Annotated in this window: 13 protein-coding genes and 2 tRNA genes; 7 read left to right on the top strand and 8 right to left on the bottom strand. The window is 65.3% G+C overall.

The annotated features are described in order from the left end of the window. Positions 1 to 104 precede the first annotated feature (104 nt). Positions 105 to 488, bottom strand: a complete 384-nt coding sequence (locus tag K0P03_RS04180; RefSeq protein WP_088016479.1) for a hypothetical protein — start codon at positions 486 to 488, stop codon at positions 105 to 107. A gap of 258 nt (positions 489 to 746) precedes the next feature. On the opposite strand from K0P03_RS04180, the gene K0P03_RS04185 reads away from it, so the two are divergent. Then, positions 747 to 1,652: a DUF1499 domain-containing protein gene (locus tag K0P03_RS04185; protein ID WP_272790444.1), complete on the top strand. Its 906-nt coding sequence runs from the start codon at positions 747 to 749 to the stop codon at positions 1,650 to 1,652. Between the two features lie 31 nt (positions 1,653 to 1,683). Here the strand turns inward: K0P03_RS04185 and K0P03_RS04190 are convergent, their stop codons facing one another. Beyond that, positions 1,684 to 2,628: an MBL fold metallo-hydrolase gene (locus K0P03_RS04190; protein WP_050743477.1), complete on the bottom strand. Its 945-nt coding sequence runs from the start codon at positions 2,626 to 2,628 to the stop codon at positions 1,684 to 1,686. After that, positions 2,625 to 2,921 (bottom strand): cupin domain-containing protein, encoded by a 297-nt coding sequence (locus K0P03_RS04195; RefSeq protein WP_023517389.1) that lies wholly within the window; start codon positions 2,919 to 2,921, stop codon positions 2,625 to 2,627. Before K0P03_RS04195 ends, K0P03_RS04190 begins: the two co-directional genes overlap by 4 nt. Positions 2,922 to 3,147: 226 nt before the next feature. Between K0P03_RS04195 and K0P03_RS04200 the strand changes: the two genes are divergently transcribed. Together K0P03_RS04200 and K0P03_RS04205 are read left to right on the top strand one after the other, a co-directional pair. Continuing rightward, positions 3,148 to 3,222, top strand: a tRNA-Gln gene (locus K0P03_RS04200). 165 nt (positions 3,223 to 3,387) lie between these two features. Beyond that, positions 3,388 to 3,828 carry a DUF3597 domain-containing protein gene (locus tag K0P03_RS04205; RefSeq protein ID WP_024271220.1) on the top strand — a complete coding sequence of 147 codons (441 nt, stop codon included), beginning with the start codon at positions 3,388 to 3,390 and terminating at the stop codon, positions 3,826 to 3,828. Between the two features lie 186 nt (positions 3,829 to 4,014). Here K0P03_RS04205 and K0P03_RS04210 read toward each other — a convergent pair whose 3' ends face one another. From K0P03_RS04210 to K0P03_RS04230, 5 genes are all read right to left on the bottom strand, one after another. After that, positions 4,015 to 4,761 carry a class I SAM-dependent methyltransferase gene (locus tag K0P03_RS04210; RefSeq protein ID WP_272788976.1) on the bottom strand — a complete coding sequence of 249 codons (747 nt, stop codon included), beginning with the start codon at positions 4,759 to 4,761 and terminating at the stop codon, positions 4,015 to 4,017. A 64-nt stretch (positions 4,762 to 4,825) separates the two neighbouring features. Continuing rightward, complete coding sequence (locus K0P03_RS04215; protein WP_272788977.1) at positions 4,826 to 5,161, bottom strand: hypothetical protein; 336 nt, start codon at positions 5,159 to 5,161, stop codon at positions 4,826 to 4,828. Between the two features lie 218 nt (positions 5,162 to 5,379). Beyond that, positions 5,380 to 6,756: a M10 family metallopeptidase gene (locus K0P03_RS04220; protein WP_023514765.1), complete on the bottom strand. Its 1,377-nt coding sequence runs from the start codon at positions 6,754 to 6,756 to the stop codon at positions 5,380 to 5,382. 283 nt (positions 6,757 to 7,039) lie between these two features. Further along, on the bottom strand, positions 7,040 to 7,303 hold the full coding sequence (locus K0P03_RS04225) for a hypothetical protein (RefSeq protein WP_023514766.1): 264 nt from the start codon (positions 7,301 to 7,303) through the stop codon (positions 7,040 to 7,042). 172 nt (positions 7,304 to 7,475) lie between these two features. Next, positions 7,476 to 7,552, bottom strand: a tRNA-Pro gene (locus tag K0P03_RS04230). Positions 7,553 to 7,709: 157 nt separating this feature from the next. Between K0P03_RS04230 and K0P03_RS04235 the strand changes: the two genes are divergently transcribed. The 4 genes from K0P03_RS04235 (at position 7,710) to K0P03_RS04250 (ending at position 12,559) form a co-directional block, all read left to right on the top strand. Continuing rightward, positions 7,710 to 8,213, top strand: a complete 504-nt coding sequence (locus tag K0P03_RS04235) for an MgtC/SapB family protein (protein ID WP_037408655.1) — start codon at positions 7,710 to 7,712, stop codon at positions 8,211 to 8,213. A gap of 214 nt (positions 8,214 to 8,427) precedes the next feature. Then, positions 8,428 to 10,158 (top strand): type I secretion system permease/ATPase, encoded by a 1,731-nt coding sequence (locus K0P03_RS04240; protein ID WP_023517089.1) that lies wholly within the window; start codon positions 8,428 to 8,430, stop codon positions 10,156 to 10,158. Between the two features lie 13 nt (positions 10,159 to 10,171). After that, complete coding sequence (locus K0P03_RS04245; protein ID WP_023517090.1) at positions 10,172 to 11,488, top strand: HlyD family type I secretion periplasmic adaptor subunit; 1,317 nt, start codon at positions 10,172 to 10,174, stop codon at positions 11,486 to 11,488. A gap of 108 nt (positions 11,489 to 11,596) precedes the next feature. Further along, positions 11,597 to 12,559: a bile acid:sodium symporter family protein gene (locus K0P03_RS04250; protein ID WP_272788978.1), complete on the top strand. Its 963-nt coding sequence runs from the start codon at positions 11,597 to 11,599 to the stop codon at positions 12,557 to 12,559. The last annotated feature ends 379 nt before the right edge of the window (positions 12,560 to 12,938 follow it).

Genomic DNA, 12,938 nt, shown 5'->3' on the forward strand with positions numbered 1-12,938 from the left:
CGTCCCAAAGCCGGCCGTGCACGAGGGTGCAGCCGCCTTGCGGCAATGGCAGTCGTGCAATCAGGATCCCGAAGCGCAGTGGCGACCCGGTCGCGGCCTTGTACCTAGATGCGTTGCAGCACATCCACGAAGGCATCGGCGAATCGCTTGAGGTCCTTCGTCGTCTCGTCGGGCGCCTCCACGCGAATGGCGGTCCCCTCCGCATCGAGCAGCGCGAAGACCACGGCGAGCGCGCCACCCTCGCCCTGCGGCACGCGCAGCGCGGCGATGCGCCGGCAATCCTCGGCAAGGCCGGAGGCGGGCAGGTCGAAAAGGAAGTCACCGCCCAGTTGGCCGGCGGCGGTGCGCACGGCCTCGGCAAAGCCAGCCTCGTCGCCGGAAAAGCCGTCGAGCGAGAGTTCGAGCTCCAGAAGCTCCAGGGGGAGGGCGGGTTCGCCCGTGGGCGCGGTGATAGCGGTGTCGGCGGCCGTCTGCGTCGGCAACATCATCTTGCTCCTTGGTCTACCCCCGTTCGTAAACCGTCGTTAACGAGCGTGGCGAATTTGCGGCACGCAAGGATTTTTGCCGCTCTGCCGCATGTTGTCCCCGGCCAGGAGGTCGCATGGCGCTGTGGGCGGCGCTTCAGGTTTCCGTAGAACCTGAACGGTACGCCGCAATGTCTTAAATCGATTCCGGTTTCGGCAAATTTGCAGTAGGAAAAGGACGCGGCAGCGAGCGCCGCGCGCGCATCCGGTGAGGCCATGGCAATCACGATCCAGTACGAACGGCCCGTTTCGCATGCGGCGCACTGGGCGCGGCGCATGGCGCTGTTTTCCTGTCTGCTGTTCGTCGCCGTCGTGCTGTCGCATCGTTTCGGCCCGCTCACCACGCCGCACTTCCTGGCGCTGGCCGGCTTTTCCGCCGCCATGGCCGTCCTTGCCATGCTGCTGGCGGCGATCGGTCTCGCGCAGCTCTGGCATGTCGGCGCGCGCGGCGGCAAGGCGGCGCTGATGGCGCTGCTGCTCTGCCTGCTGCCGCTCGGTTTCACCGGTGCTGCCGCCTATGCCTATTTTTACAAGCCGGCGCTCTACGACGTGACGACGGATACGGCCACCGCCCCGCCCTGGCTTGCCGAGCCCGCCGCCGAGCAGGACTGGCTGCCGCGCATCGGCCCGGTCGGCCCGCGCGACCGCGCGGTGCAGCTCGAGGCCTATCCCGGCCTTTCGGGCCGCCGTTACGACGGCGCGCTCGACCGTGTCTACCAGGGGGTGCGCAAGGTCGCCGCCGCCTATGGCATTACCATCACCGCCGAGGACGGGCTCGACAATATCCTCGCCGACCTCGAAGACCTCGTCGTCGATCCGGCCAAGGTGGCCAAGAGCCAGGAAGCGCTGGGTGACGTGCCGATCCCCGAGGCGCGCCCGCTGGATACGCCGCTTCTTCCCCGCATCGGCGGCCCCGGCGACGTTCTCCTGCAGGGGGAGTGGCGCTCGCCGGTCTTCGGCTTCCGCTTCGATCTTGTCATCCGCCTGCGCGAGGAGGCGGAGACGACGCTCGTCGACATGCGCGCCGCCTCGCGTTACGGCCCGCACGATCTCGGCATTGGCGCGGAACTGGTCGAAGGCTACCTGAAGGCGCTCGACGCCGAACTCCTGGGCATTGCCGGCGACTGAGGCCCTTCGATCCGCCGCTGTGTCGAAAACCTCAGAGGCCGGGGGCGGGGAAATAGAGCCCCTTCAGCGCGGGCGGGCCTTCCGTGACCACCTCGCCGCGCGCGACGAGGTCCTCCAGATGCGCCAGCACGGAAAGCGCCGCCGCGCCATGCAGGCGCGGATCCGTTTCGCGGTAGATCACCTTCACCATGTCCGCAATCAGCCGGTCTCCGGCGCGCACACGCTCGCGCACGGCCCGCTCGCGCATGCGCCGGTGGGTCCTCAGCCCACGCAGAAAGGCCGCCGGCTCGGTGACGGGGCCGCCATGGCCGGGCAGGTAGAGCCGGTCGTCGCGCTCCAGAAGCCGTTCGAGCGAGGCCATGTAGTCCGCCATGGCGCCATCCGGCGGCGCCACGATGGTGGTCGCCCAGGCCATGACATGGTCGGCGGAAAAGACGATGCCATCGGGCCCGTCGAGCGCGAAGGCGGCATGGTTGGCGGTATGGCCGGGGGTGAGCAGTGCCGTCAGCGCCCAGCCGTCGCCCGCCACGCTCTCGCCATGGCCAAGCGCGATATCGGGCACGAAGTCCACGTCCGCGCTTTCCGCAAAAGGATTGCTCTCGCCGGCATGCAGCGGCCGTGCGGCGCGGTGCGGCCCTTCCGCGACGATGATCGCGCCCGTCTCCGCCTTCAGCCGGCGGGCGAGCGGCGAGTGGTCGCGGTGCGTATGGCTGACGGCGATGTGGGTCACGTCGCGCCCGGCGAGTGCCCGCATCAGCGCCGCAAAATGCGCTTCGTCCTCGGGGCCGGGGTCGATCACCGCCACCGAGCGGTCGCCGACGATGTAGCTGTTGGTGCCGTGGAAGGTGAAGGGGCCCGGATTGTTGACGGTGATGCGCTGCACGCGCGTCGCCACGGGCACGGCCTCGCCATGGGCGGGCTTGAATTCGAGGTCGAACCGCGGCGCTTCCCGGCCAGTGTCGCTTGCCGTCGTCACTTGTATTCGATCTCGATGAAGCTCATCGGCGCGTCGCCGCCATTGACGACATTGTGTGCCACGCCCGCCTCGCGCCGGTAGACGGCGCCCGTCTTGGTGTGCACCCGCCGGTCGCCGGTCTCCTCCTCGATCAGGAAGTCGCAATCGGTCATCGGCACGACGACATAACCGAGCCCGTGCACATGATGGCCGGTATCGGCGCCCGGTTCGAAATCCCAGCGCGTGACACGCACGACGGCATCGTCGAGGAGAACGGTGGGTACGGCCGGCGGGCGGGCGCGGAACTGGGGCATGGCGGGCTCCTCACGGGAAAGGGCAGGGCGGGGAGAGCCCGGCCGGTGCCGGACGCCCGCCGAAAGGCGATCGTTCGACCGGACCCTATCGCCGCCTCGCGCCCCTGCCAAGCACCAAGCGGCAGTTCGTCGCCATTCGCACGTACCGCCCGGAGAATAATCACCCCGAACCGGAAGTTAAGCATTGTCCATGCCGCCCGCCTTTGCTATCAGGCTTGCGCCGTGTTGGGGCGTCGCCAAGCGGTAAGGCACCGGTTTTTGGTACCGGCATTCCCAGGTTCGAATCCTGGCGCCCCAGCCACGGCTTTCCCCATGGATTCATCTGCGCTGCAGGACTGGTGATAGCCAGGCCGGCGACCCGCATCGTTTCTCCCTCTCCATGCGCAGCTTTCATTGAAATGAAGAGCGGCGCCTCTATGTTGGTCTTGCCGAGTCAGAGCCGGTAGAGATCAACAGGGAGCAAGACATGGGTATCTTCAGTTCCATCAAGGAAAAGCTTTTCGGCAAGGCAGAGGAAAAGCCGGCGGAAACCATCACGGCCGAAGCCGTGAAGCCGGCAACCGCGGATGTTTCCGCCACGCCGGCGGCCGGCAGCGAAACGGTGGCGAAAACGACCGGAAGCCAGCCCGCCGTCGCCACGCCGAGCCAGCCGGTGGACGTCGCCGCGGTCCTCGACGCGGCCGTTGCCAAGAATGGCCAGAAGCTCGACTGGCGCCGCTCCATCGTTGACATGATGAAGGCCCTCGGCATGGATGCCAGCCTCAAGGAGCGCAAGGAGCTGGCCGACGAGCTCGGCTATACCGGCGACAAGAACGATTCCGCCAGCATGAACATCTGGCTGCACAAGGCCTTGCTGAAGGCCCTCGCCGAAAACGGCGGCAAGGTGCCTGCCGATCTGTTGGACTGATCGAAAGCAGACACCCGCCGGCAAAGCCCGGCGGGCGTCTGGAACAGGCCGCCTGCATCGCATGTCCCACGCAGGGCGCCGTCGTTGTCAGGCACGCGCGTCGGCCTTCCGAACGCCCACAGCCCGTCATCCCGCCCTGAACGGTGGCTAGAGCGTTGCCGGTGAACCCATGTTTACCGAAGATGCCTAGGCAAGCCCGCCCAGCGGGATCAGTTCCGGTGCGCCCGGCTGCCAGTCGTTTCCTTCCCAGTCCCCGAGCCAGCGGTCCACGCGAAGGCCTGCCCCGGCGATGAGCGTCTCCAGCTCCGCCTTTTCGGGAAAGGCGATGCGGGAGGCGGCGGAGAGGCGTTTTCCGGTGGCGCGGATCTCGTAGTGGGTGCCGTAGGTGACGATGCCCGTCGCGGCATCGTGGGCGACGTCGTTCCAGGCGGCGACGGGGCCGAAGCGGGGATGATCGACGAGGCGCATCGACGCCTCCGGCCCCCATTCCTCCCATTCCCGGCAGGCGGGATTGCGGCTGTCGAAGACGAAGCGGCCGTCGGGCGCTAGATGCGCGGCGATGGTCGCGAGGACCGCGGCGCGATCTTCCCGCGTCAGGAAGACCTGGAAGGCATGGCCGGTCAGCACGACCAGCACGAAGCGGCGGCCGAGCCGCAGCGTACGTGCGTCGCCCTCGACGAAGTCGACGCCTTCGGCACCAGGCTTTCCGCGGGCGATGGCGAGCATGGCCGGGGCCGGATCGACACCGACCACCGTGCGGCCGCCGGCGAGTGCAACGGCAAGCGCGCCCGTGCCGCAGCCAAGATCCAGCACGCTCTCCGCCCCTTCGGCCAGTGCTTTGCAACAGGCGAAATCCGGCGAACGCTCCCAGCCGTTTTCCAGGTCGTAGAAATCGGCAAGCTCCGGGTCGTGGTAGAGGCGGTCTTCGTCCATGGTGTGCTCCAAGAAAAAGGCCGCGTTTTCGCGCGGCCTTGGAGAGGGTTGGTCGGGCTGCCGCTTACGACGCCGCGTCGAGAACCTTCTCGCAATGGGTCGGGCCGCCCTTCGGATCGACGCGGTCGCCGACGGCGCGGATGGTGTTGATCCGGTAGGCCTCGCTCACCGCCAGCTCCACGGTGCAGGACTTGCCCTTCACGAAGCCGCCGCGCCACTTGTAGAGCGTCGTGCCGCCCGCGCCCGCCGTGTCGGAGATCGGCGGGCCATAGGCCGCGAAGAAGCTGCCGGCGGTCTTGCCGTTCCAGCGGGCCTGCAACGGGTTGGACGCGACGGAGACGGTGGTGCATCCGGCGAGGGCAAGCGTGACGCCTGCCAGAATTGCAATGCGGGAGTTCATGGGTGCCATTTCCTTGGGGCTTTGGTGCGGCCGCGAATGTGAGCCTGGCACCGCCATAGCGCAGCGCGCCGAAAAGGGGAATCGCCGCCGCGCCAACTTTGCCGTCGTCCCCAGCGAAGACGTCTCAAACGTGCGGATTTGCAACAGTTTGCGGTGCGGCGGCAACCGCCTGCGAAGAGGACCCGGCGGTTTCGCACCGGGCCCCCGCGCAGCGGGTGTCACAGAAGGAAGTCGCCCTTGTCGAGATTGCTGAGGCTGAACTTCTTGAGGATCAGGACGTCGTTGCCGCCGAGCTCGATATGCACGTCGCTGCCGACCTGATCGGCCTTGGCCAGCACCTTGTTGACGCTGGAGAAATTGTAGGAGCGCAGGTCGATATCGTCGACATTGTTCTTGAAGTCGGTGATCGTGTCGCGGCCGTAACCCTTCTTGAAGATGAAGATGTCCGAGCCCTTGCCGCCGGTCAGCGTGTCGTTGCCCGTGCCGCCGGCAAGCTTGTCATTGCCGGCCGCGCCCTTGAGCGTGTCGCTGCCGCCATTGCCGATCAGGTAGTTCTTGCCCTGGTTGCCGAGGATCGTGTCGTTGCCCGAGCCGCCCTTGGCGTTCTCGATGAGCGAACGCAGGTCGCCGTTGAAGAGCAGCGCGTTGAAGATGTTGCCGCGGGCATAGCCGTCGTTCGGCCCGCCGCCGAGATAGCCGAGCTGGGTCTTGCTGAACATGGAATAGGCGCCAGGACGCAGATCGATCTCGACGCCCGTCTTGTAGGCGCTGAGGTCGTAGGTGTCGGTGCCGCCGCCATCCCAGACCGTGGCGAAGATGCGGTCGCCGCCGGCATCGATGGCGACCTTGCCGTTGACGAAGGTATCGCCGCTGCCCGGCTTCCACTTGTAGACGGTTGCGCCCTTGTTCGTCGTATAGTCCGCGCCATACATGTGCTGCAGCGCGTAGATATCGGCCATCATGAAGGTCTGCGGACCGCCGAACTCTTCGTACTGATAGCCGCTGGCATTGTCGCCGACGAAGGAGTTGTAGGTCATCACCGAGTATTCGGGACTGTTCCATTCGCTCTGGATCGCACCGAACGTATCGGTTTCATGGGCATGCTTCAGGCCGAGCGCATGGCCGAGTTCGTGGACGAGCGTGTGCCAGGCGTAGTTGCCGGCCTTCGGCGTGCGGTAATCGTTGATGGTGCCGGCATATTCCGTGCTGAACCAGATGTCGCCGCCGGTGGCGCCGGTGTCCGGGTAATAGGCGTGGGCGGTCGGTTTGGCATCGTCCGACTGGGCGAAGCGCAAGATCGCGGTGCTGGTCGTGCCGGCAGAAAAATTCAGGTTGGTGAACCCTTCGACGGAGAAACCGTCATTCGCACCGCCGCCGAAGCTCTTCTCCATGATGAAGAGTGCGGCGTTCTTCTGCATGGCCGAGACGGCCCCGAAATTGTTGTCGGGCTCGCCGCTGTAGGAGTAGCTGCTCGTCGATGTGGGGAAGGCATAGGTGACGCCGGTGCCGCCCCAGGCGAAGCCGCTGAGAACGGAATCGACGAACTGTGATCCCGTCGCGGTGACTGTCTTGGTGAGTTTGCCCGTTCCCGTCATTGCTGTACCCCTTCAAGCAGAGTTCGTGTGTTGTCGTTTTCGGGCGCGTATCGTCACCGCCGGCGTGCATCGTTGCAGCTTCGGATCGGCCCCCGCCGTGAGTCCATGGCATCTTATGGCGGCAAGACGTTCATGCAAGAAGCCTTATTCACGAGCGGAAGAACAAATTTGGTCGTATGTGCGCTTTTCGTGCCCGCCTTGCCTGCCCGTCGCCGGAAAAGCCCCGCCCGCAATCGCGGTGGGTGTTTTCGGCGCTGGGGAGGGTGCGGTTGGCCGGTCGCCGTCAATGCGTCGTCGGCACGTCGTCGTCTTCGAGGAACGACTGGATGCCGTCGCGGGCGACGGTCGCGAGAAATTCGTCGAAGGCTTCCCGGTCCGTGGCAAAGGGCTCGTCCCATTCGAAGAGATCTTCCTTCTCCGTGACGACCTCCAGCTTCCAGTCCTCTTGCGTTCCGGCCGGGCGGAAGATGTCGACGAGGACCGTGACGCCGTCCTCGGTATATTCGCCGGACAGTTCGGAATGCTCGAGCTTGGGTTTCTTGGCCATGGTCTTCCTCGAAGGTGAATCCGGGCAATGTTCGCGAAGCCGGACCGTTATCCTATCTTGATGAAGATCGCAAAGCCGCGCGGGATGCTGCGAGCGGTCTGCTGGGCTTAGGAAGGATTTTTTTTGGGATTCGGGAGAATGTCAAAGCCGCCTGAATTTCAGGGGTTCGAGCTGGTCGGAGTGGAGTGATTCGAACACTCGACCCCCACGTCCCGAACGTGGTGCGCTACCAGACTGCGCTACACTCCGTGACCAGCGGCGCCTCTATAGAACAGGCTTTTCGTTTCGACAAGCGCAAAATATCAAAAAAATTCGCACTGTTGGGGAAAGTGCCGGAAGGCCGGGGAATTTTGTTCCGGGCATGTGGATGGTGGGAACCGGCGCTCGGTTTTTGCGTTTGCGCGCCATGGAACAGATCATCGCCGACCTCTTTCCGCGCACAGCGGTGCCCTATCCCGTGCTCCTCGCCCGCCTGACGGGGGCGATCCTGCTCGGTGCGGTGATCGGGGCGGAGCGGGAATACCGCGCCCACGCCGCGGGGCTGCGCACCCATATCCTCGTGGCGCTGGCCGCGTGCGTCTTCGCCATCCTCTCCATCGAAAGCGTGCACATGGCGGGTTTTTCCGATGATCAGGTGCGCATCGATCCGCTGCGCGTCATCGAGGCCGTCACCTCGGGCGTCGCCTTCCTGGCCGCGGGCATGATCGTGTTTTCGCGGGGCGAGGTGAGGGGGCTGACGACGGGGGCGGGCATGTGGCTTGCCGGTGCCGTCGGGCTTTCGGTTGGCCTCGGCTACTGGTTCGTGGCGGTCGTTGCGACCGTTGCGTGTTTCGTCGTTCTCTTCATTCTCGCCAAGATCGAGATTGGCAGCGATGCGCAGGACGAGCCGACACGGAACAAGGAAACGTGACCGTTCAGGTTATGTTTTGATCATTTCATCGGAATTCTGTTGATTTGCGAATAAATCGGGCCCTATACCGTCTTCAAACGAGGACGCGCGCAAGGATGCGGGCGGCCCCCGCATCCGGCCTGTCGCGGCGGAGCGGTCGAGTGGCCCTTCGCCGCCCGGATGATGGTCGTCCCATCGGCCAGCCTCCGGCGTCGATCTTTAAAGAGACATTGTCATGCGTCCATCGGGCAAGGCCGGTGTAGAGGAACTCAGAGCCGCGCTGAAGTCGAGCGCTGCGGGCTTCCTTGCCATAGGGCTCTTCAGCTTCTTCGTGAACCTGCTCGTGCTGACCGGGCCGCTCTTCATGCTGCAGATCTACGACCGGGTGCTCTCCTCCCGCTCGGAAGCGACGCTGGTGGCGCTGACGGGGCTGATCATCGGCCTCTATCTCGTCATGGGCGTGCTCGACCATATCCGCAGCCGCGTCGCCGCGCGCATCGGCGCCCGCTTCCAGGCCCGCTTCGACAAGCGCGTCTTCAACGCCGTGCTCGACCGCACGAACCTGCACGCCCAGGGCATTTCCACCGTCACCGGCATGCGCGATCTCGATTCGATCCAGAAGGTGCTCTCCTCGCCCGCGCTCTTTACGGTCTTCGACATTCCGTGGACGCCTTTCTTCCTCTTCGTCATCTTCACCTTCCATCCCTGGATGGGCATGCTCGGCGTCGTCGGCGGCCTCATTCTCGTCGGGCTCACCTGGCTCAACCAGAACGGCACGAAGGAAGACCAGGAGCGGGCGATGATCGCCGGCCGGCTCAGCGACGAGATGACCCAGACGCTGCAGAAGGAGAGCGACACGGTGCGCGCCCTCGGCATGCGCCGCGCGGTGGCCGGCCGCTGGCAGCTCCTGCGCGACAAGGCGCTCGAGGCCAACATCCGCTATTCGGACAGCAACGGCTTCTATTCCATCAGCTCGAAGACCTTCCGCGTCTTCCTGCAGTCGGCGATCCTCGCGCTCGGCGCCTATCTGGTGCTGCAGAACGAGATCACTGCCGGCGCGATGATCGCAAGTTCCATCATCATCGGGCGGGCACTGGCACCCATCGAGGGTGCGATTGGCCAGTGGTCGCTCATCCAGCGTGCCATGCAGGGCTGGCGCAACCTTTCCCAGCTGCTCGCGCGCGTGCCGGAGGAAGACGCGCGCACCGCGCTGCCGAAGCCGCGCGCCGTCCTCGAGGTCGAGCAGGTCACGGTCGTGCCGCCCGGCGAGCAGGTCGCAACGCTCCGCATGCTGAACCTGGAGCTGCATCCGGGCCAGGCGCTCGGCGTCATCGGCCAGAGCGCCTCCGGCAAGTCGACGCTCGCCCGCGTGCTGACCGGCATCTGGCCGCCGGCCGCCGGCAAGGTGCGCCTCGACGGCGCCTCGCTGGAACAGTACGGCACGGATGGCCTTGCCGACCATGTCGGCTACCTGCCGCAGGATGTCGTGCTGTTCGAAGGGACGGTGGCGGAAAACATCGCCCGCATGGCGCTCGATCCCGATCCGGTCAAGGTGGTGGAGGCGGCCAGGAAGGCCGGTGCGCACGACATGATCCTGCGCCTGCCCGACGGCTACGATACCAAGCTGCCGGCTATGGGCGGACGTCTTTCCGGTGGCCAGAAGCAGCGCGTCGGCCTCGCCCGCGCGCTCTATGGCGATCCGGTGCTGGTCGTGCTCGACGAGCCGAATTCCAATCTCGATGCCGAGGGCTCGATGGCGCTCAACCTTGCCATCCGCAACATGAAGGCGGAGGGCAAGTCCGTCGTCATCATGGCGCATCGCCCGGCGGCGATCGAGGAGTGCGAGCTCATCCTCATCATGGAAAACGGCCAGCGCCTGGCTTTCGGCCCGCGCGACGACGTGTTGCGGGCGCATCTGCGCAACCACACGCAGGTCGTCGCCGGCACCGGCGGCAGCAACAAGTAAGGGTTTTGAAGCCATGGTTCGGGAAACGGGCGCCAAGGACAAGAAGTGGACCAGCCGCGGTTACGCGATCGCCGGCTATGCGACGGTCTTCGTGCTGCTCGGCGGCATGGGCGCCTGGGCCGCGCTGACGCGCATCAACGGCGCGGTCGTCGCCGGCGGCATCATCGAGGTCGCCAGCAACCGCCAGATCGTGCAGCACCTGACGGGCGGTGTGGTCGGCGATATCCGCGTCAAGGAAGGCGATGCCGTGAAGGCGGGCGACGTGCTGATGCGCCTCGACGACACCTTCGACCGCTCCGAGCTTGCCGTCATCGAAGGCCAGCTCTTCAGCCTGCTCGGCACGGCGGCGCGCCTGCAGGCGGAGCAGGACGAGAAGACCGAGATCAGCTTCGATCCCGAACTGCTCAAGGCCGTTGCCACCGATCCGGAGGCGGCTGAAATCGTCGCCGGCCAGAAGCGGCTGATGGCTGCCCGCGCCGAAACGCGCGGCAAGCAGGCCGGCCAGCTTCAGGAGAAGAAGGCGCAGATCGCCAAGCAGAACGAGGGCCTGGAAAGCCGCATCAAGGCGCTGGAAACCCAGCTCGGCCTGATCGGCAAGGAGCTGGAGGCCCAGAACAAGCTGCTCGCCCAGTCGCTGACCAATGCCAGCCGCGTGCTGGCGCTGCAGCGGGAAGAGGCGGAGATCCTCGGCACGATCAGCCAGGCCCGCGCCAATATCGCGGAAAATGCTGGCCGCGTTGCCGAGATCGAGATCGCCATCCTCAACATCCATTCGACGGTGCGCGAGGAAGCGACGACGGCGCTGCGCGAGATCGAGGCGAAGGTCGCCGAGCTCAAGGAAAACCGCAACGCCAAGCTGGAGACGCTGAGCCGCATGGACATCACCGCGCCGATGGCCGGCGTCGTGCTCGGCATGCAGGTCCACGCGCTGCGCTCGGTCATCCGCCCGGCCGATCCGCTGCTCTACATCATCCCGCAGGAGCAGGACCTCATCATCACCACGCAGATCTCGCCGACGCAGATCGATCAGGTCCATATCGGCCAGAAGGCGCATATCCGCTTCGCCGCCTTCGATCACCGCTCGACGCCGGAAATCTTCGGCCATGTGACGAAGGTCGCCGCCGACGTGCTCGCCGACCAGCGCACCGGCGCCACCTACTACAAGGCGGAGATCAAGCCGGACAGCGGCGAGATGGCCAAGCTCGGCGACAAGCACGTCATGCCGGGCATGCCGGTGGAAACCTTCATCCAGACCTCCGAGCGCTCGCCGCTGGAATATCTGGTAAAGCCGCTCGCCGATTATTTCGCCAAGGCATTCCGGGAAAGATGAATCGCTCGGGAAGTGGAGAGAAGGCGTAATTTTCGGTAAATTTAGCGGGTTGAAACATTCGTCCCCGAGGCGTAGGGCGGGCGGAAGAACAATTCGTGGAGTAAAACCGTGAAAGCCATCGCCTCTCTTTCCGCATTTGTCGGAAAGACCTTTGCCCTCTGGGTCATTCTTTTCGCCGTGCTCGGCTTCGCCCTTCCCGATACGTTCAAGCAACTGACGCCCTATATCGTCACCCTGCTTGGAATCATCATGTTCGGCATGGGCCTGACGCTGTCGCTGGATGACTTCAAGGAAGTCGCCAGGCGCCCGGTGGATGTCGGCATCGGCGTGGCCGCGCAGTTCCTTATCATGCCGATCGTCGCCGTGATCCTGACGATGATCATCCCCATGTCGCCGGAAGTCGCCGCGGGCGTCATCCTCGTCGGCTGCTGCCCGGGCGGCACGTCCAGCAATGTCATGACCTATCTGTCGAAGGGCGATGTCGCGCTCAGCGTCGCCTGCACCAGCGTGACGACGCTGGCGGCGCCGATCATCACGCCTTTCCTCGTCTGGCTCTTCGCCAGCCAGTTCCTGCCGGTCGATGCCATGGCCATGTTCATCAGCATCGTGAAGGTCATTCTCCTGCCGCTCGCGCTCGGCTTCCTGCTGCAGAAGCTGCTGCCCGGCATGGTAAAGGCGGCGGTTCCGGCCCTGCCGCTCGTCAGCGTCGTCGGCATCGTGCTCATCGTCGCTGCCGTCGTCGGCGCCAGCAAGGCGGCAATCGCCTCGTCGGGCCTGATGATCTTCGCCGTCGTCGTGCTGCACAACGGGATCGGCTATCTGCTCGGCTACCTCGCCGCGCGCGCGTCCGGGCTTTCGGTCGCCAAGCGCAAGGCGATCGCCATCGAGGTCGGCATGCAGAACAGCGGCCTTGGCGCAGCGCTTGCCAACGCGCATTTTTCACCGGTCGCCGCCGTTCCGAGCGCCATCTTCAGCGTCTGGCACAATATTTCCGGCGCGCTGATCGCGAACTACTTTTCGCAGGTACCGAACGATGAGGATGCCGGCCGGCTCGAGACGCAGACGCGCTGATCGCCGAAGGAGAGAGGGCGTCCCTGACCAACCGCTGATGGAACAATTCGCAGCCTCGGCCATTTCCCGGTCAACACAACGGTTTGGGAAAGGAAACTTCGATGGCTCGGGCTTTGATCCTCTGGTTGATGGGCGTTCCGCTCTTCGTCGTGCTCCTGCTCTGGTACTTCTTCTTCTGAGCGCACGACACAGGAAAAAGGGGCCGTAGCGGCCCCTTTTTTGTTCTCGAAGCTGACGCAGTCCCTCATCCGCCTGCCGGCACCTTCTCCCCGCAAGCGGGAAGAAGGGATATGCCGCGCCGCCATGGATGTCCGGGAAACCCTTGCCTCCCTTTCCTTCTCCCCGCTTGCGGGGAGAAGGTCGCGGCAGCGGGATGAGG

This window comes from Shinella sp. HY16 (assembly GCF_028534175.1).
Classification (GTDB): domain Bacteria; phylum Pseudomonadota; class Alphaproteobacteria; order Rhizobiales; family Rhizobiaceae; genus Shinella.

Coding starts and splice junctions, on each gene's coding strand:
- K0P03_RS04215 (WP_272788977.1), bottom strand. CDS start 5,161: ATGAACTCCCGCATTGCAATTCTGGCAGGCGTCACGCTTGCCCTCGCC.
- K0P03_RS04220 (WP_023514765.1), bottom strand. CDS start 6,756: ATGACGGGAACGGGCAAACTCACCAAGACAGTCACCGCGACGGGATCA.
- K0P03_RS04240 (WP_023517089.1), top strand. CDS start 8,428: ATGCGTCCATCGGGCAAGGCCGGTGTAGAGGAACTCAGAGCCGCGCTG.
- K0P03_RS04205 (WP_024271220.1), top strand. CDS start 3,388: ATGGGTATCTTCAGTTCCATCAAGGAAAAGCTTTTCGGCAAGGCAGAG.
- K0P03_RS04180 (WP_088016479.1), bottom strand. CDS start 488: ATGATGTTGCCGACGCAGACGGCCGCCGACACCGCTATCACCGCGCCC.
- K0P03_RS04235 (WP_037408655.1), top strand. CDS start 7,710: ATGGAACAGATCATCGCCGACCTCTTTCCGCGCACAGCGGTGCCCTAT.
- K0P03_RS04225 (WP_023514766.1), bottom strand. CDS start 7,303: ATGGCCAAGAAACCCAAGCTCGAGCATTCCGAACTGTCCGGCGAATAT.
- K0P03_RS04245 (WP_023517090.1), top strand. CDS start 10,172: ATGGTTCGGGAAACGGGCGCCAAGGACAAGAAGTGGACCAGCCGCGGT.
- K0P03_RS04210 (WP_272788976.1), bottom strand. CDS start 4,761: ATGGACGAAGACCGCCTCTACCACGACCCGGAGCTTGCCGATTTCTAC.
- K0P03_RS04195 (WP_023517389.1), bottom strand. CDS start 2,921: ATGCCCCAGTTCCGCGCCCGCCCGCCGGCCGTACCCACCGTTCTCCTC.